An 18,831-nucleotide genomic window follows, 5' to 3' on the forward strand; every position below is an offset into this window, starting at 1 on the left:
AAGTTCAAGATCTTAGAGATCCCCCAACCCCTCTCTCAAAAAGAGGAGAATTCGGCGAAATCTTGACTGTAAATATCAATTCGGACAGCCTCTAAATCTCCCAAAATTAACGTCAGTTCGAGGAGCGCTTCGCTTCGCTTTTAGATCCAGGAACGCCCCCTAAATCCCCCACAAGTGAGGGACTTTGAACCAGAATTCCTCTCTGAAAGTCCCCTAAAATCGGGGGTTGGGGGGCAGAAGCCGTGAACAACGAAGCGAAAAAACTTCATCCAGTTCAAGTCAAACGAACCCCTTTCCCTCACGCTTTGTCGCCATTTTGGTCAGCCACGGCTTTTAGTTTGGCGTAAAAATCAGACCCCGCATTGGTTGGCGTAAATTGATGGATTGGAGGTTGATGATCTTCTAGCGGCTCATCGGCTTGAACATTACCATTAGTCAACTCATCGGCAGTTGGCTCAAAGCAGGCGCGATCGATCAGGGCCTCCATCTTGGCTAAAGAACTGGTCGCGATGTCTGGAAGCGGCTCAACTGCCTTCTCCGGGACTTGTAAAGTAACTGGACTGACCTCGACGGGAGCAGATTGGATTTGTTCGGCTAGCGCAATCCAGGCAGGTTCTGGCTCCTCAACTCCTGTGGAACTTTCAGCGATCGACGGCACTTCGACCACAAAGCTAGACGACTTAACCTGTCGCCGCTCTGAAGCAGTGGCATTCAAATTTTTGGGAAATTTATTGCAAACTAGCCGCTCAAACTCATAGTTAAAGTGATAGCAGGGATTGTTGCGTCGCTTCCAAAGCTGGAGAATTTGATCGACCGAAATCGCCTTGTAGCGTCCTTGATAGAGCGCCTCAATCACAGCCCAGCGCACCCAACCCGCAGGAAACTCCTTCAGCCACTGCTGCGTAAGCTGGCTGACGGTTTGATAACCCAGATCAAAACTGTAGTGTGTTAACAGATCTGCTGCATGGGCGATCGCGGTTTTATCATCTGGAAGACCTTTTACCAATTGTGTCATCAACCCTCATCACAGAAAGGCTTCCTCGCAAGGACAGGAAAGCCAGGGAGGTATCCCTAGAATCAGGAATCTCTGGGGAAGCTGTACCGAGTTTAGATTAAATCCACTGCACAAGTCTATTCGGGCAGACGCTGAACGCCACCTTGAACCGGACTCACACCACTGCCCTCAAAGGGTTCGCTGCCCCCTGACCAATTAAAGTCGCTGATTCGCAGCCCGATCGACCCCAGTTCCAAAATTGGATTGTAGCGTACCGATACACTGTAGCTGCGACGGCTATATTCCAACACGTAGTCGGTACTAATTTCGCGACCTGTTTGAATATTGTAAGCCGTCTGAAAGCCAAAGCGAATCGGGCCGTAAATCTGCTGAGTAATCCCTGCATAGAGAATCCGATCATCCGCCACGCGATCGAACAAAAAGGGCGACAACCCATCCCGCAAAACTTGAGTGTAGGTGATGTTGAACGCGGTATAGTCCAAAAATGGCTTGGTAAAGTTGCCAATCTGACCCGAAATTCCCACAGTGGCATTGAGGTTTCGCTGATAATCGCCATTGCTGTAGGCGTTGCCAACCCCCGTCAGACCCAGACCCAACGAAAGATAAGGCGTGACGGGGGTAGGAGAATAGCGCAAGCCTGCTTCTGGAGTTGCGGGGGCCGCTTTGCCCTGCCAGAGAATAAATCCTCGATTGATCGCCGCACTTCCTTGAAAGCGACCGAGACTGATGCGATTATTTTTGCGAACTGGCTCTAACAGATCGGCGCGATCGGTGTCTGCATTCACAAACTGATAGCCGGCCTGATAGCTGAGATTGATGCCCGTGTTGCCCAGGACAATATTGGGTGAGAAAAACAACGCCCCAATGCTGCTTTGAATATCCTGAAAGCCTAAAGAATTGTTAAACAGGCGATCGCGATAGCTGGCTTCTAAACTCAGGGTGTGGGTTCCGACGAGCTGTTGGGCCCGCAAACTTGCCCGCAAATTGTCTTCTACGTCGCCCAAATCGAGACTGGTGAGAACTGCCGTGCCTCTAACCAGCGTGCGAGGACTCAAAGGAACGGTCAATCGGCTCTTTACGCCAAAGTTTTCTGGACGAAATGGATTGCCCCCATTCGTAATCGCCTTCTGCACCAAAATCTGTGGCGTAATCGTAAACCGGGCCGCCCCCGGAGGCAGCACATCGATTTGGCGCTCAATAAACAACCCGCCGCGATCGGTCGCATCAAACCCAAAGTTAAATAAAGCAGGCTGACGCTCATTGCGATCTAAAATGACTCGATTTCGCAACAGAGGGAGCGAAAAACCGCGATCGAAGACCACACGAGGACGAGAAGCCACCACTTCATCGCGCAAAGGAGAAAGCCGTCTCAGTTGGGCTTCTTCTGCTCTTAGCTCTAACTCTGGTGGCGAAAAGGGGTCATTGGTAATTCTGACTTTCTTAGCCCGCCATCCTTCGGGATAAAACTCGATCTGATCCGCCTCAAAGCGCAATCGCCTCACCTGCCCACCGACACGGGGGACAACTTGCGCCCCACTGGGGTTTCTACTCGAACCGAGAACCAGGTTGGCACTTCCGGGACTGGTGACTTGCTGGGGCTGATTGGCAAGGACGCGATCGCCCACCGTTCCGCCGGGGACAGTTCCCGAAGTCACGTCGGTAGGCAAGTTGGGATTAAAGTCAGTCGCAGTGGTCGGCAGAAAAATCTCTCCACCCGCCTGCTCGATCGTGCCTTCTTCTTGAATCAGGTTGTAGCGAAACCGTTGTCCTCGAAGGGTTTGATCGCCTCTGGTCAAGACGACGTTTCCTTCAGCGATGGTCAGCCGATTGACTAAATTCACCTGAAAGCGATCGCCCGTAATCAACGCGCCTCGAAACCTGAGAGACACCCTGCCTTCTGCGGTAAAGATTTGTCGCTGTACGTCGTAGTCCTGGCGATCGGCTTTCAGTTCTAAAATTCCTTCGCTACCCAACTTCTGAACGGGAATGGGAGCGGGCGTAGGAGTAACTGTTGGAGGCGCTACGGGTGGAGGGGCAGCAGGCGCGATCGGAGCCGAGGGAGCGCTGGTAGGAGGAGCGGGAGTGTCAGGGAGCGCGGGCGGTTGAGCAAGAATTGGCGGATCTATTGGCGGGTCTTCAGTCGTCACCGTTCCACCCAACGCAGCGGCACCCTGCAAATCGGAAGGTTCCCGGAGGTCTGCAAGCTCTGGAGGTGACGTTTCGGGAGGAGAGGGCTTGGCTAGAGCGGTGGCCGAAGCGAGGAGCGCGTTGCCCGATCTGCTTTGCAGATATTTGAACGATCGCACCGTCTCAAGGGTTGATGGAACTGCTGGCTCAAGCCTGAAAGGGGCGACATGAGATGGCGGTTCGGGTGGGGGAACCGGATAAGGCATACAGTAAGCTACTCGATCGAAACGCCCGACAGATACACCGCGTCAGTATACAGAGAAGGAGGACAGCATCATACCGCCTCCTTGTCTGACGGGCCAGTTCTCTGGATTTATTCCATATCTCTCCGCTTGGGGTTCCGAGACGGGTCGTTAGAGAGGAATCCAAAGAAAAACAAGCCTACGAAAAATGCAACCACAATGTAAACAACCACTTTCAGCGTCAACATGCTGATATCTCCAGAATTATGAAGGGCTAAAAAAGTTCCGTTGGGACGGGATGGTTTTTCTATCTTACTGGATGCTGGGCCGCAAATCTTAGCGACGGGTGAGCCATCTCCAAAAAGCGATCAGGGCGGACTCGATCGCCACCATGCCTCGATCGAGCCAGCCGAGAATCCGCTGTAACGGCGATTTGACGTAGCCGACGGGGGTGGCTTTGGTTTCGATCCAGTCGGAGGTGTGTTTGAGGGTGGGATCTGAGTCAGGCGTTGTAGGTTGGGGGCTGGCGTTGGGCCGTCGGGTGATTTTTCCAGGCTTCGCGGTGGAGGTGAGGCGGGTGGATTTGGTTTTGGCGAGGTTTGAGGGGTGGCGGGGAGGTTTGTGGGCAAAGCGATCGATCCAACTTTGCAGCGCGTTCCCAAACTGAGCTTTTTGCTGAAAGGGTAAGGCTAACGTTGCAGAATCACCCGGCTGAATTTCTTGAGCACTCACCTGGGCACCCAGATGGGCAGTCGGACGGAAAGAGCGAGCCATCTGCTCTCTAGATTGCTTCTGGAAATTCGTCTCACCCTGCAAAGCTGACGTGGTGTTTCCAAATATTTCAGACGAGGTAAGCCACGGGTCAGCGTCGGTAGGAGCAACCCTCTGCGGGTATCTCGAAGAGAGCAAAGAATTATCTCGACTGCCAAAGAAATAGTGAACGGCTGCCCAAATCAATGCTTCTACATTGCCCAAGGTAGGAAGTTGTCGAATTAGCGTTTTGAAATCTTGTGTCGTTGGCACTATGAGCGGCATCGGGGCAACGTGAAACGTCAGGCTCACGTCTGGACTAAACCAGGCTAACTCCGAAGGTTGCTCAACCAGAGCAGATTCTTGAAACAGATTGGTCGCGATCGCCACTGGACTACGCTGCACCCAACTCATTAGCTGATGAAAAATCCGCACTGGAGGGAGAGAATTGGGTCGATCGACGATCGCCAGCGAAGCGGTTGAATTCAAAACGCTTTGCCGACAGTAACGCCAATAGTTGGCCATTTCCCAGATGATGCGCTGACGCAGGCTTTCTTGCTGCTCGATCGTCAGAATGTCCATGATCTGATTGTCTGTCGTCACCAAAACTAGCTTGCCAGTGGGGATTAGCGAGGCGATGCCTTGGAGGGGACAGGGAGGAGAAGGCGTGAGGCGTGAGGCGTGAGGCGTGAGGCGTGAAGCGGGGTGGGGTTTGAAGCGGGCGACCCCTTGCGGGTAACTCAAAGAGATCGCACGTTGAAAAAAACGTTGAAAAAAACTAAGTTGGATAGCTTCGGTTTCTGGCTCTTTGTCAGCTTCGGTGAGTTGAATTGCGCTGAGAACTCGCTGAATGGGGGTGTCTGAGGCCAGTTCTGATTCGGTTTCTGTCGTCTGGGTGAGTTGGAGAAACGACCCCTTGCGGGCAACTCGAAGAGATCGCTGGACGGTTTGCCCGATTTGCTGTCCGAGCAGGCGAGTCGATTGAAACACCGCATAGACGGGGTAGAGCAAGATTTGGGTTGTCCAAATCAACGCCACTTTGGTGTGTCGCAAGGCGGTTGTGGTTTTGTCTACCAGCTTTTGGGTCTGTCGGGCGACAAAATTAAACAGATGACTTTGAAAGCGACCAGAGGAGGAAGACATAGACTCAGAAGGACGGATGAACGTCGGTGTAGCGATTCTGTGGCTCTAGACCCAATCCTTTTGAGAAAGGCGATCGTCCCAAGTTTATCGTCTAAAGTCCGTCTCTGTTAGTCTACTGTGAGCGATCGTTTCTTTCGAGTGTGTCATGGCTGATTCTGCGCTGATTTTGGATACGATTTCTCGACTTCGCCAGTTGACTCAGGTAGATGTGCAGTCTCAGTGGCGCTGCTGCTTTGACGATCGTTTGCCGACAAGTGAAATGAGTGGAGCGATCGCCGACCTGAACGCCAAAGGTCACGTTGCGTGGTCAAAAGGTCGCCAAGTTGTCTGGCTTTATCAGAAGTTCGTTTGGCCGGAGCATTTGAAGCATTACCCGCTAGCAGGGTTGACGGGGCGGTTGGCGTTGACCTGGTGGGCAGAAGTTGCGGAGGTGTATGTCAATAGTCAGCTTGTCCAGGAAGGCGATTTGTTTGACCATTCGGCGCGGGTTGTTTTGGGTCAGGTGGTGCCAAGAACGGCGGTAGAAGTGGCGATTCGGTTAGTGAGTCCGGGTCATGATGATGGGGCATTGATGCGATCGCGCCTAATTTACGAATCTAATTACGATGAAATTGATCCAGGATTTGTCGCCGATGAGTTAGAAGTCATTCAAAGCTATATCGATGCGTTTGAGCTAGAACAAATTGAGATTAATTTAGACTGGAAAATTCAAGATCGTGTTCAGTTTAATGAATCTTTGAAAGCACTTCGCAACTCTCTTTTACCATTCAGTTTTCAGATTAAAAAGCACACAATCTTTTTGTTAGGTCACGCTCATTTAGATATGGCATGGCTTTGGGATGTAGAAGAAACCTGGAAAGCCGCAGAACGTACCTTTACTTCAGTTCTCGACCTACAAAGAGACTTTCCTGAGCTAACGTTTTGTCATACAACGCCTGCTTTATACGACTGGATCGAACACCATCGACCCGAAATCTTTGCTCAAATTCAAACTCAGGTCAAAGCCGGAAAATGGGAAGTTGTTGGCGGCATGTGGGTCGAGCCAGAGATGAATTTGATTACTGGAGAATCGATCGCTCGTCATCTGCTTTATGGGCAGCGTTACTGTCAAGAAAAGTTTGGCGAAATTTGTCGAGTTGCTTGGCTTCCTGATACGTTTGGATTTAACAGTCAAACACCTCAATTTCTAAAACAAGCCGGAATTGATTACTTCGTCACACAAAAACTTCGCTGGAATGACACGACTCAGTTTCCCGACGATTGGTTCAATTGGCAAGCACCCGATGGAAGTCAAGTTAAGAGTCTGATGTCGTCACCGATCGGAGAAGCGATCGACCCGATCAAAATGGCAAACTTCACCTGGAATTGGGTCAAGAAAACGGGACAACCGAATTCACTTTGGCTGTTTGGCGTGGGCGATCATGGCGGTGGCCCGACTCGCGATATGTTGGAAGTGGCTCAACGATGGCAGCGATCGCCCTTCTTTCCCAAATTAGAATTCACGACCGCAATCAAGTATTTAAAAAGTTTAGAGTCTCCCCAAAATACCTGGACTGACGAACTTTATCTAGAGTTTCATCGCGGCTGCTACACAACTCATGCTGACCAAAAGAAACAAAATCGTGACTGTGAAACGCTACTTTATCAAACAGAATTATGGGCATCTTTAGCAACTATTTCTACCCAAAAACTCTATCCAAAACCTGAACTAGAAATTGCCTGTAAAAAGATTCTATTTAATCAATTTCACGACATTTTGCCAGGGTCTTCGATTTCCCAAGTTTTTGTCGATGCTAACCGAAGCTGGAAAGAAGCCGATCGTATTCTTTCAGAGATTAAACTTCAATCCTTGAAAGCGATCGCTAATCAAATTTCTTTACCCTCACCGCCTCACTCGCAAGCGAAAGCGATCGTCGTGTTCAATTCACTCAACTGGCAGCATTCTCAAGTCGTCACACTGTTTGAGGAAGGCGACCAAAATTGGCAAATCTACACCCTTGAAGGACAGGAGATTGCAACTGAATCGATTTGCTATATTCAGCCTCAAAAGACGTTTTCTCTGACTTCATTTTTGGCAGAGGTGCCTGCGATCGGCTATCGCTGTTATTGGCTGTGTCCCTCCGAAACAAATGCGTCTTCAAATCAGCTTAAAGAACCCTACGTTTTAGAAAATGCGTTTTTGCGAGTTGCGATCGACTCCAAAACAGGCAACTTATCGAGTGTGTTTGACAAAGTGGCGCAGCGCGAAGTTCTTAACGGACAGGGCAACCAGCTTCAGGCTTTTCGAGACGAGGGACAATACTGGGATGCGTGGAATATTGACCCCAACTACGCCAGCCATCCCCTTCTACCAGCCGAACTAGTTTCGATCACAAACGGTTCTCAACAGCGCTTTCAATCCAGTATTTCTCTACAGCGAAAAATCGGGCGATCGGTTTTTTACGAACGCTACAGCCTGGAGCCAAATTCTGCTGTTCTCAAGATGTTTACGCTGGTCGATTGGCAAGAACGCCACGTCTTAGTCAAAGCCGCCTTTCCGTTGAATCTGGACGCTGACGTTGCAACTTACGAAATCGCCTGCGGAGCCATTCAAAGGACGACGAAACCAGAGAACGATCGTGACCAAGCCAAATGGGAAGTGTCTGCGATCGGCTGGGCTGATTTGAGTCAGACAGAGTACGGCGTAAGCGTTTTGAGCGACTGCAAACAGGGATACGATTGCCAACCGGGTCAAATTCGCCTGACGCTGCTGCGCGGTTCAGAATTTCCTGATCCAGAAGCCGACTTGGGACTGCACACCTTCACCTACGCCCTCTATCCCCACGCTGGCAACTGGCAAATCGCCCAAACCGATCGCCAAAGCCGAGAACTCAACCAACCGTTGACCGTTTTGAAGCTTGATCGTTCTAATCCAGACGGCACCTTGGCGGCGATCGCGTCCCTTCTAAATCTCCAATCCAAAAATCTAATTCTCAGCGCATTCAAGCAGTCTGAAGCGAACCCAGAAGAATACATCCTCCGGTGCTATGAATGTCACGGACAACCCGCAGAACTGAATTTACACAGTGATTTGGGTCTGACAATCTTTAACGAAGTAACGCTTTTAGAGGAGTTTGTTTCACCCGATTCAAACGCGATCGAACCCTGGAAAATCAAAAGCTTCTCAGTCAAGACATCTTAAAAGGGAGACAGGGAATGAGAAGCCGTTGATCGATCGACATCAAACTTAATTAGTCTTCATGATCCTCAAACGGGTCATCTAACTCTTTAGCGGGGGGGCCAAAGGCAGTGTAGATGGCGTATCCGGTGAGACTGACGATCGCAGCACAGATCGAAATGTTAAGAGCTATTGCGGGTTCCATAGTCAGATTCAAATTATGAGAAGGATTCCTCTATACTATTACAAAGAATTTACACATTCTATCGAAACAATCAATTAAGTAAGGGGAGCTATGGCACAGCGGACTCGGTTGGGAGATATTCTAAAGCCCTTAAACTCTGAATACGGTAAGGTTGTTCCGGGATGGGGCACAACTCCTGTAATGGGAATTTTCATGGCGCTATTCTTGGTCTTCCTGCTCATCATCCTGCAAGTTTATAACTCGTCGCTGCTTCTCAATGATGTCAACGTCGATTGGAGAAGTCTGGGCGGCTAGATTTTCGCCTCGGTTTGAAATTTTGCTAGTGCATTCACATCCTCGGTCTATCCGGGGGTTTTTTTGACCAAATTTTGGAGAATGGGCAAGGTTAATTCATCTCACCCTCAGTTTCGACGCTGACCGATCGACGATCGCCCATTCTCGAAGTGTTGGAGACTCAAAATGCAGGAGAAGGTTTGATCAGGACGTTTTGCCGACTACGCCTTCGACGAGCCAATTCATCGACTCAAGCTCGATCGCCGTCGTCTCGTAATCTTTGCCTTCTGGAACGATCGGTTTACCTGTGTTGTCCTTGAGTCCACCTTTATAGATCACCAGCGTTCCGGCTTCCATTTTGGCTCTGGCGGCTTCTGCGTCTTTTTTGGCCACCTCAGTCACACTGGGGCCATAGGGCGAAATTTTTACAAAGCCATCTTTGTAGCCACCTCTGAGCAGATGAGGAATGCCCCCACTCATCAAGGTTTTGCCTTCTCGAATCATCGTCACATAGTTGGTGTAGACCTTTGTCCAATCCCATTCTGCGCCCGTGAGATAGCCCTTGGGAGCCAGAGAAGATTGGTTGGCGTGATAGCCTGACGTATATACACCGCGCCTTTCGGCTGTCTCGATCACGACTCTGGGGCTGTCTACGTGACAGGTGATCACATCGGCTCCTTGATCGACGAGACTATTCGTGGCTTCGGCTTCCTTGACGGGCAGTGACCAATCTCCGGTAAAAACAACCTGAGTCGTCATCGTCGGCTTGATGCTGCGTGCGCCCAACGTAAAACTATTGATATTGCGAAGCACCTGGGGAATCGGTTTGGCGGCTACAAACCCCAATTTGCCCGTTTTGCTCATGTGACCTGCAACGACACCCGCGACATATTGCGCTTCGTCAATGTAGCCAAAGTAACTGCCGACATTTTTAGGGTGCTTGCTGGCATCGTAGAGACCGCCACAGTGAAAAAACTGCACTTCGGGATAGTCTGCGGCCAGCTTGAGAATGTGAGGGTCAAAATAGCCAAACGACGTGGGAAACAAAACCGTTGCTTTGTCTTGCTCGATCATGTTTCGCATCGCTTCCTGGACTTCGGTCGTTTCGGGAACGCTGGCTTGATCGACGGTTTTGACATTTAGACTTTTTAAGCCTTCTTTGCCAAGAGAATGGGCCTGGTTATAGCCAAAGTCATCCTTGGGGCCGACATAAATGAAGCCCATGACCAGTTCTTTAGCGGCGGGGCTTGCCTCTGGAGATGGACTGGTTGCAGTATTGTTAGCAGCAGGCGCACAACCCCACAGTTTTGACGTGGTGCCAAAGGCTCCGATCGCCAACAGCCCTCTCATCACCTGACGACGAGACGGACGGCTACGTAAATAATCGTGACTCAAAATACTCTCCTCACTACGGATGCTTCAGTGATTGAAGACGGTTTTTCTGCCCAAGATTGTATTCTCCAATACAGTCGATCGAAAGGTTAGCGTCTCGTTTTGCATCGTTTCATGGGTTCGCGTTAAATCAGCGACTAGCAAGGGATGGATCAGGTAACTCTTCGCCCCGGTACGATCGCGTGGGTGCCGCAAACCCGCAGGACGTACCATCTTTGTGAATTACGTTGTCTTCCCAGGGCAGGCGATAGGTTCCGTTGACCAAATCCTTCATGTAAGTGTAGGGACAATCCTGTGCGCCGCCCTGGACTGCTACATAACCGCGATGACCAAACTGATAGATATTATTCTCAACGCTCCAGTGTTGACGAGCTTCGCGCACCAAATCGGGACGTACCTCAGCGGTAATGATCTCATCGGGACGGTGACTGCCCAGGACGATCGGCGTTCCGTCAAAGTTGACAAACATGCCTTCGCCCATCGAATCAAACGTGCCGTCGGTGCCACACATGCAGACCGAAGCGGTGTACATCAAATTACAAAACGCATTCGTTTGGTTGGTCACCTGCCAGCTATGCCGAATCGGAGCCGTATAGCCTGCGGTGCGAATCATGATTTCTGCCCCTTTGTAAGCGCATTCTCTGGCCATCTCTGGAAACATACCGTCATGACAGATGATCAGGGCGATCGTGCTGCCGTTCGGCCCTTCACAGACGGGAATTCCTAAATTGCCAGGTTCCCACGGTTCGACAGGCACCCAGGGATGGAGCTTGCGGTAATAGAGCTTCAATTCGCCGGTGTCGTCGATGATCAGTCCGCTATTGTAGGGATTGCCGTGGGGATTGTATTCCATGATCGAGAAGCAGCCCCAGATTTGGTGATCGCGGCAGGCTTGCTGAAAGGCTTGCACTTCTGGGCCGTCTAGCCGACACATGATCTCAGGATTGGTATCCATCGACAGCCCGTGCAGCGCGTATTCTGGAAATATGACCAGATCCATTGTGGGCAGGTTACGACGAGCTTTGGCGACGAGATGACAGATGCGATCGGTCTGCTTTGCCAGGTCGTCAGGAGTCACCACAGTGGGAAGCTGTAACTGTACAAGTCCCACAACGATGCCGTTTGGAGATTTGTTTAATCCACCCAATCCGCTCATGATTTTGCCTCAGCTTTCAGGTTTGCTGTCAGCTTCTATCACGTTTTTTTGGGTGAAATTCGTGCTTTGGGATACCGTTGGGCGTTCTGGTTGGAGATTCTGATTTCAACAAGGTTGTTGGGTCAGGTCAGAAAAGCAAAAAATTTTGATGCGCTGCGTGCAAAAGAGAAGAAGGGTAAAGAGAAAAAGAGTAGGAGGGCAAAGGAATACAAGAGTCCTCACGCCGAACAAACAACCCGAAAACCGAAATTGCCGACGCGGAAGTCGGGCGCAAAGATGAAGCGGTTAGCCGAGCGACAATAGCGCGGATAAAAGTTCCACGAACCGCCACGCAGCACGCGCTTTTTGTCTTCACTCTCAGAGATCCAGGCACTGCCATCTTGTGGCGCTCCTTCATAGTTGGGATGCCAGTGATCCTCGCACCGTTCCCAAACGTTTCCATGCATGTCGTACAGACCAAATTCATTCGGTGAAAAGCTGCCTACCTCAGTTGTCTGTTGCCGATACTGCCCTTTTTGCCCAGAGCCATAGCTGTAGGTTCCATCATAATTCGCCAGATCGGTCGAGATTGTTTCGCCAAAGTGAAAAGGAGTCGTAGTTCCTGCGCGACAGGCATATTCCCATTCGGCTTCGCTAGGTAACCGATACAGCCCTGCAATTTTTTGGGAAAGGCGACCTTCTACAAGGCAATTCAGGCGAGCGCAAAACTCCACCGCCTCCAACCAGGGAATCTGCTCAACCGGTCGATTGGCTCCTTTGAAATGTGAAGGATCAGAATTGAGGACACGCCTAATTTTGGGCAGAGCGGCGATCGCTTTCCATTGCGCTTGAGTGACAGCAAATTTGCCCATATAAAAAGGAGCGGTCGTCACTGAATGAATTGGCTTTTCACTGTCGTGTTCATCCGACCCCATCTCAAACGCACCACCTGGAATTAAGACCATTTCTAACAGGATGTCGTTTCCAAGATCTTCTGTAAAGAAGAAGGCTTGGCTGAGAGAACGATTTTCTTCTCGACCTTCAGCATCAACCGTGACAACTTCAAAGAGAAATGTCGGTGAATCTGTGACGGATGGCGTTTGAAACAAAGCTTCGGATGGTTCGATCGCTGCTTCGATCTGTTCCAGTGCAACATCGAGCGATAACTCCGTCAAAACCTCAGACTCGATCGACTGTACATCCTCATCCCGTAACCCTAAAACCTGTTGATAGTCTTGAAGCTCCGCTCTCGTTTCTTCACTAATGGGATGTTCAAGTTGAACTGCTTCTAAAAAAAATGCCTCTCGATAGTTGTCGAGCTTTTGTTGAAGTTCTTGATAGGGCTTGAGTTCAGAGGCTTCGATTTCTTCTGCATCGGCAATGGACACCCCTGTTTTACGAGCAATTTCCCTCAAAGTTCTGAGCGTTAAACCAGAGAGTTTGCCGTTTCTAATGCGTTTCTGAACTTCTTTGCGATAGCTGCGTTTTGGGTCGCTGATGGGCGCTTTGGCTAACAAGATCTTTTCGCCATCTTGAAACACATAACGCTCAGGCTGCATCGCGGGAGCCGCTTTCTTGACCTTTGCCTTGACATAATCGTGCAGTTCATTCACCGAAACCGCCCCATCGCCATCCAAATCCGCCGCCCCCGTGCGAATGCCCTCCACCAGATAACGAGTGTAAATCGCCAGATCTTCCCCGTCTCGCTCAAAGGAATATTCCGTCGCAGCCGAAGAAGTTAAGACAATCCGCCCACGACCGCCCAACTGTTGTTTGAGGTCGATCGTGCCTCCCACATCCCGCGCCTTCAAGTCTTCAGGAAACGCCCCACTGTGACAACAATCTAAAATGATCACCTGCCGCTCCGAATCGCAAGCTTCCATCAGACCATGCACAAAGCTGGCCTCGACGATCGTCGCCTTGTCGAGTCTGCCTCTTTTTTGAGTGTCACGATTAGTGAAAAAGAACTTGCCGTATTCATCCGTCACCCCATGACCCGAAAAGTAGAGCAAGACCAGATCATCCGTGTCTCGATCGCTAAACAACGCTGCGATCGCCTGCCGCATCTCCAGCAATCGGGGATTTTTGAGCAGGATAATCTCGTCGAACATCCCAAACTCTGGATGCCGCAAAACCTCCTGCATCGCCTCAACATCTCTAACCGCCGCAGGCAAAGGATTCAATCCCGGTTCATATTCACTAACGCCAATCAACAAAGCAACTTTTGCCATCGATCCACTGCCTACTTGATCTGCGCCAATCGTTGGATCGTTTCCTCGGCGGCCAAAAGCTCGGCTCGGCTGCTGGCTTCAAACTCAAACTCTCGCCCATCCGGAAACTTAGCCTTGCCCTTGATCGGCTTGTCTCCCAAACGATCGCCCAAAAAACCAAACAGCGTCTTGACACTCTCGACACTCACCTCAGCCTGAAGCAAGCCCCACAAAAACGCCCCGATCGCCCGACTTCCCTCTGGTGGATTGGGATCAGACACGCGATCGACCTTAACCCCCGGCATTTTTTTCATCTGCTCCCAGAGCGTTTGCGTCAGTTTTTCTTGTTTTTCAGCCTTGGTAGAATCTTGGAAATCGATCGTCAGTTCAATCTGATCTGTCATAGCTGGCGTACGTGAGACTACTGAACTGAATTCTAACCTCTGACCATAGAAAGCTTGTGACAAACCCCCAAAAACAATCTGGGTCGCCTATTGCTAAAAACCGCGACATACAGTAGTCTCGTATCTCATAACCGAATAATTCCTCGATCAAAGCGTCACCTGAAGCTGCGGGAAACAGCAACAAGTGACTAACCCCCAACTGTAACAGGCAGTCCGGAGGCTAGAAGGCAGTTTATCACTCCACTAGCCACCCTGACTTGCAATGCAAAAAAGCAATCGGGGTGGCTTTGGTTTTGGGTCAATGAACTACTCCCCGCCGCAAGCTGAGCGGGGAGTTTCCGCTTCGCCTACAGCCAAAAGCTTCTGACGCTTCTTCGCCCCAAGTTGCTTTAGAGATCCCGTGGAACGAGTTTCTAAAGTAGCGCTTGGCGACTCTGCGTTTGAGAGGCTAGTTCCTAACCCCTTTGCCCAATTGAGCATGACTTTTGCCGCCGCCACATCTCTGTCCTCTGTGCATCCACATTGAGAGCAGTGATGAACGCGCTGCGATAAGTCTTTCTTTTCTTGATGACCACAGCTAGGGCAAGTTTGGGACGGTTTAACGGTGATAGTCGGCACTTCGACAAACACACCGCCTGCCTCAGCCAGCTTGTATTCCAATGCCTTGCGAAACATCCCCATTCCGACATCTAAAATCGAGCGGTTTAGCCCAGATTTTTGACGTTTGCGCTTACCCTTCTTAGCTTTTGCGGTCATTCCCTTAAGATTGAGTTTTTCAGTGGCAACGAGGCGATTACGGCTCACGATCTCTGCTGCCTGTTTGTGTACCCAATCTTGTCGCTGGTTTGCGGCTTTGCGCTGGAGTGCAGCAACTCTTTTAGCCGCCTTCTTCCAGCGTTTTGACGCTTTGATCTTTTGTTTGAAGTTTGGGGATTGCTTCCTCCGTTTCTGCTTCGATACCTTTTTGATCTTCGTCTGGGTATTCGCCAGGAATCGAGGATTCGATAGGCACGTGCCATCACTCATTGCGACAGCAGTTAAACACCCAAAATCAAGCCCGACTGCACCCTCACCTGTTTCTCGAACTGGCTCACACTTGACGGTAATGGACGCGAACCACTTGCCATGTTTGTAGACAATAGTGCAGGTGGATGGGGTGCCCCATTGACGAGCCTTGCCGCGCATCTGAATCTGTCCCAGATTAGACAGATCCAAATACCCGTTATCACCCGTCGTGTGTGCTTTCCAGCCAGCTTTACAAGGATAAGTCCACCCCGAATAATTGCGAATAGACTGAAAGCGAGGGTAGCCGCCTAGTCCTTTGAAGAAGCGTTGAAACGCAAAATCAACCCGTTTTAAGGTTGCTTGCAGAGCATGAGAGCCTAACTCTTTGTACTCTTGCCAAGTTTCCTTAAAGGCAGGTAGACGGTTCTGTTGATCAAAATAATCAACCGCCTCACCGCGCTTCTGGTAGCTGTCTTTGCGGTCTGCTAAGGCGCTGTTGTACAAATACGCATGAAGCCGTCTCCACTCAAAAAGTTTGGCTTCTTGAGCAGGTTTTGGATACAGGCGAAATGTCACACGTCTTGTTAGCATGAATATATTGTACTTACAAATGTGCTGACATGGCAAGAACAGAACGAATCCAAATCAGAATCGCTCCAGAACTTAAAATCAAAGCTGAGAAAATTGCCAAGCATCGAAACGTTAGTGTCTCTGAAATGCTGGTGGACTATATCAAGCGGCTTCCTAACCCGAAAGATTAGGGGCAATTCCTCACCGTACCCAAGCCCTTGCTCACTGCGTTTCGCATCGGTTAAGCGCTCAGCCCTGGAGGAGGGTTTCCCTCCGTAGGGGACTGAGTAAGAAGGGTACAGTTCGTCATTGCCGCGCTATCCTTCCCTACCCCGCTTCGCTGAGGGTAGGGACTGCCGCGAGGACGTTCACTACCCACCCATCTCCTCAGTGGAGGATAACGCTGCCATGTCTAACCATTCTGAATTTCCTGCGCTTGTAGGCAACACCAACCCACGATTTTTGACGATCGCCGTCATCGGACTGCCCGACTACGTAGAAGACTACATCCTGCAACAATACACCTACGGCTTTGCCCAACCCGACGAATGGAGCCAGCCCATGCCTGTGATCGGTCGTCCCGGTAAAGTCGTGACCGTCCTGAATCGCAACTGTTTTGGTTAGAGTTTCGAGCTAAAGTTTTGCAGACGATCGCATTCGATTCGATGGATTGCGATCGTCCCGCTCTACGACCCACAACTTTGTTAACGTCAGCTCGATGAACGCTTCGCTTCGCTTTTAGATCCAGGAACGCCCCCTAAATCCCCCACGAGTGAGGGACTTTGAACCAGAATTCCTCCTGAAAGTCCCCCAAAATTGGGGGGTTGGGGGGCAGAAGCCGTGAACAGCGAAGCGGAAAACCTCTTATCGAATTCACGTTTTGTTAGGCTACGTTTGGCTACCCATTGCGTCACATCGAGGCAGACTATGACCGCACTTGTTGTCAATTTGCGTCCGACGATCGACCTCACCGATGAACAGTTCTATCACCTGTGTCAAAACAATCCCGACCTCCGCTTTGAGCGCACCGCAAAAGGAGAACTGATCATCATGTCCCCTACAGGTGGAGAAACCGGAAAACGAAACTTTAGCCTGACCACCCAGCTTGGAATTTGGACAGAACAAGACGGCTCTGGTGTAGGCTTTGATTCTTCAACCGGATTCAAACTGCCGAATGGCGCAAACCGCTCTCCCGATGCCGCCTGGATTCTCAAAGATCGCTGGAATGCCCTCACTCCCGAACAGAAAGGGAAGTTTCCACCGATCGCCCTCGATTTTGTCGTCGAATTGCGCTCCCAAACAGACTCCTTAGAAACGCTAGAAGCCAAAATGCAGGAATACCTCGACAATGGCGTGCGACTCGGTTGGCTACTCGACTCCCAAACGCCCCAGGCAAAAATCTATCGCCCAGGGCAGCCTGTACAAACCCTGCTTTCTCCCACCACACTCTCTGGCGAAGACGTGCTTCCAGGCTTTGTGCTAGATGTAAAGCGAGTCCTGGGTTAGCCTCGATCGCATTTTTCTTGGTAAAGAGACACGATCGTTTTCACTACGTCATCAATATTTAAATGATCGGTTTGCAGTTCGATCGCGTCCTCTGCTTTTCTCAAAGGTGAAATTGTGCGGGTGCTGTCTTTGCGATCGCGTTCGGCAATCAGTTGTTCTAGCTGTTTGAGATCGATGGCTTCTTTACCCTGATTTTTGAGGTCTTGCTGTCTGCGTCTGGCTCGTTCTTGCACTGAGGCGGTCAAAAAGATCTTGAGTTCTGCGTCAGGAAAAACGTTGGTGCCAATATCACGACCTTCGACGACGATGCCGCCCCGTTGACCAAACTGCTGTTGTTGTCTGACGAGAACTTTTCGCACGGCCGCTTGAGCCGCGATCGCCGACACCTGAGCCGTCACTTCCAAAGTGCGAATCGCCTCGGTGACATCTTGACCATTGATCAAAATCCGTGTGGAATCAGGCTGATTGACAAACTCGATCGAGCAGCGGCTCACCAACTCGGCAATTTCTGGCTCGTCGTCGATCGCCACTTCTGACTTCAAAACCAGCCAAGTCAACGCCCGATACATTGCTCCCGTGTCTAGATAGAGCAGGCCCAACGCCTGAGCGACCAGTTTGACAACGGTGGACTTTCCGGCACCGGCCGGGCCATCGATCGCCACGATCGGTTGACGAGTTTGCAGACGAATATTGTCAATCAAGCGTGTCGTACCCAGACGAGCCGCGATCGCCAACAGCCCTCTGTCTTCGACTTCATTCAAAGGTTCAAGAGTCGTTGGGTTGACCAATTCAACGTATTCGGGCTTCATATCGGGTACTTTCTCCAGTTCTGTCTTAACTGCCTGAATTAAATTAGCACTCAACCGCTCCCCAGATCGAAAAGCTTTCTCGGCTTGAGAGAGTCCTCGATATAAGGCGGTTGCTTGGTTCCTTTCTTCTAAACTCAAATACTGATTCCGGGAACTCAGCGCCAAACCACTCAATTCTCGAACAATTTCGCAGGGCACTATTTGAACAGGCAAATTCAAATCGGCCACCAATCGCTGAATAATTGCCAACTGCTGGGCATCTTTTTGACCAAAATAAGCGCGATCGGGCTGCACTAAGTTTAAGAATTTTGTCACAATTGTCGCCACTCCTTCAAAGTGCCCCGGCCGAAACACACCACACATGACTGACAGCATCGACGGCGGTGGCATCACTTGAGTAGGGTGCAAACGACTGACTCCAATCTCTTGCAGAGTCGGCGCAAAAATAACATCCACGCCCGCCTGTTCACAGAGTTGGCGATCGGCTTCTAGCGTGCGCGGGTAGCGATCAAAATCTTCATGAGGGCCAAACTGAAGCGGATTGACAAAAATCGTCACGACGACAATTTTGTTTTCTCGTCTCGCTCGTTGAATCAGGCTCAAATGCCCGACATGCAAAGCGCCCATTGTCGGAACTAACCCGATCGTCAGCGCCGGATTGACCGACAAAATCTCTGTAAACTCATCCGATCGGGGCTGTTTGCCACGGCTGAGATCCAAAAAACAACGAAGTGCCGCAACAGTCGTAAACAAGCGCACCAGAAACCCCCAGAATGATCTCGCTTTGTAACTTTACTTAAGTGTATAGAATTCGCTTTAGAGGTGGCATTGAAAAAGAATGAAGGAGGAGGGAGGAGGGAGGAGGGAGGAGGGAGGAGGAAAGAAGCC

General features: G+C 50.4%; 15 protein-coding genes. 4 read left to right on the forward strand and 11 right to left on the reverse strand.

The window, feature by feature from the left end:
* Positions 1-298: 298 nt before the first annotated feature.
* From ACKFKH_RS17545 to ACKFKH_RS17560, 4 genes are all read right to left on the reverse strand, one after another.
* Positions 299-1,015 carry a hypothetical protein gene (locus ACKFKH_RS17545; RefSeq protein WP_446859613.1) on the reverse strand — a complete coding sequence of 239 codons (717 nt, stop codon included), beginning with the start codon at positions 1,013-1,015 and terminating at the stop codon, positions 299-301.
* Positions 1,016-1,131: 116 nt separating this feature from the next.
* On the reverse strand, positions 1,132-3,408 hold the full coding sequence (locus tag ACKFKH_RS17550) for a DUF3769 domain-containing protein (RefSeq protein WP_446859614.1): 2,277 nt from the start codon (positions 3,406-3,408) through the stop codon (positions 1,132-1,134).
* A 107-nt stretch (positions 3,409-3,515) separates the two neighbouring features.
* Complete coding sequence (locus tag ACKFKH_RS17555; protein ID WP_446859615.1) at positions 3,516-3,632, reverse strand: photosystem II reaction center protein I; 117 nt, start codon at positions 3,630-3,632, stop codon at positions 3,516-3,518.
* Positions 3,633-3,720: 88 nt separating this feature from the next.
* Positions 3,721-5,277, reverse strand: coding sequence for a hypothetical protein (locus ACKFKH_RS17560; protein WP_446859616.1), 1,557 nt, complete (start codon positions 5,275-5,277; stop codon positions 3,721-3,723).
* 145 nt (positions 5,278-5,422) lie between these two features.
* Between ACKFKH_RS17560 and ACKFKH_RS17565 the strand changes: the two genes are divergently transcribed.
* Positions 5,423-8,458, forward strand: coding sequence for an alpha-mannosidase (locus ACKFKH_RS17565; protein WP_446859617.1), 3,036 nt, complete (start codon positions 5,423-5,425; stop codon positions 8,456-8,458).
* A 49-nt stretch (positions 8,459-8,507) separates the two neighbouring features.
* Here the strand turns inward: ACKFKH_RS17565 and psbN are convergent, their stop codons facing one another.
* Positions 8,508-8,639, reverse strand: coding sequence for a photosystem II reaction center protein PsbN (gene psbN / locus ACKFKH_RS17570; RefSeq protein ID WP_446859618.1), 132 nt, complete (start codon positions 8,637-8,639; stop codon positions 8,508-8,510).
* A gap of 90 nt (positions 8,640-8,729) precedes the next feature.
* Between psbN and psbH the strand changes: the two genes are divergently transcribed.
* The gene (gene psbH / locus ACKFKH_RS17575; RefSeq protein WP_446859619.1) at positions 8,730-8,933 is read left to right on the forward strand and encodes a photosystem II reaction center phosphoprotein PsbH; all 204 of its coding nucleotides are present in this window, start codon (positions 8,730-8,732) and stop codon (positions 8,931-8,933) included.
* Positions 8,934-9,116: 183 nt separating this feature from the next.
* On the opposite strand, the gene ACKFKH_RS17580 is transcribed toward psbH, so the two are convergent.
* The 5 genes from ACKFKH_RS17580 to ACKFKH_RS17600 form a co-directional block, all read right to left on the reverse strand.
* A complete protein-coding gene (locus ACKFKH_RS17580; RefSeq protein ID WP_446859620.1) occupies positions 9,117-10,307 on the reverse strand; it encodes a BMP family ABC transporter substrate-binding protein in 1,191 nt (396 codons plus the stop codon).
* Positions 10,308-10,434: 127 nt separating this feature from the next.
* Positions 10,435-11,460, reverse strand: coding sequence for a formamidase (locus tag ACKFKH_RS17585; protein ID WP_446859621.1), 1,026 nt, complete (start codon positions 11,458-11,460; stop codon positions 10,435-10,437).
* A 218-nt stretch (positions 11,461-11,678) separates the two neighbouring features.
* Complete coding sequence (locus ACKFKH_RS17590; RefSeq protein WP_446859622.1) at positions 11,679-13,670, reverse strand: caspase, EACC1-associated type; 1,992 nt, start codon at positions 13,668-13,670, stop codon at positions 11,679-11,681.
* 11 nt (positions 13,671-13,681) lie between these two features.
* A complete protein-coding gene (locus ACKFKH_RS17595; RefSeq protein ID WP_446859623.1) occupies positions 13,682-14,053 on the reverse strand; it encodes a hypothetical protein in 372 nt (123 codons plus the stop codon).
* A 306-nt stretch (positions 14,054-14,359) separates the two neighbouring features.
* Positions 14,360-15,649 (reverse strand): RNA-guided endonuclease InsQ/TnpB family protein, encoded by a 1,290-nt coding sequence (locus ACKFKH_RS17600; RefSeq protein ID WP_446859624.1) that lies wholly within the window; start codon positions 15,647-15,649, stop codon positions 14,360-14,362.
* A 387-nt stretch (positions 15,650-16,036) separates the two neighbouring features.
* Between ACKFKH_RS17600 and ACKFKH_RS17605 the strand changes: the two genes are divergently transcribed.
* Together ACKFKH_RS17605 and ACKFKH_RS17610 are read left to right on the forward strand one after the other, a co-directional pair.
* Positions 16,037-16,252: a hypothetical protein gene (locus tag ACKFKH_RS17605; protein WP_446859625.1), complete on the forward strand. Its 216-nt coding sequence runs from the start codon at positions 16,037-16,039 to the stop codon at positions 16,250-16,252.
* A gap of 303 nt (positions 16,253-16,555) precedes the next feature.
* Positions 16,556-17,134, forward strand: a complete 579-nt coding sequence (locus ACKFKH_RS17610; RefSeq protein ID WP_446859626.1) for a Uma2 family endonuclease — start codon at positions 16,556-16,558, stop codon at positions 17,132-17,134.
* Here the strand turns inward: ACKFKH_RS17610 and ACKFKH_RS17615 are convergent.
* The gene (locus ACKFKH_RS17615) at positions 17,131-18,702 is read right to left on the reverse strand and encodes a bifunctional pantoate--beta-alanine ligase/(d)CMP kinase (RefSeq protein WP_446859627.1); all 1,572 of its coding nucleotides are present in this window, start codon (positions 18,700-18,702) and stop codon (positions 17,131-17,133) included. The two genes, ACKFKH_RS17610 and ACKFKH_RS17615, sit on opposite strands and share 4 nt — an antisense overlap.
* Between the last annotated feature and the right edge of the window lie 129 nt (positions 18,703-18,831).

It is taken from the genome of Phormidesmis sp. 146-20 (genome assembly GCF_052939475.1).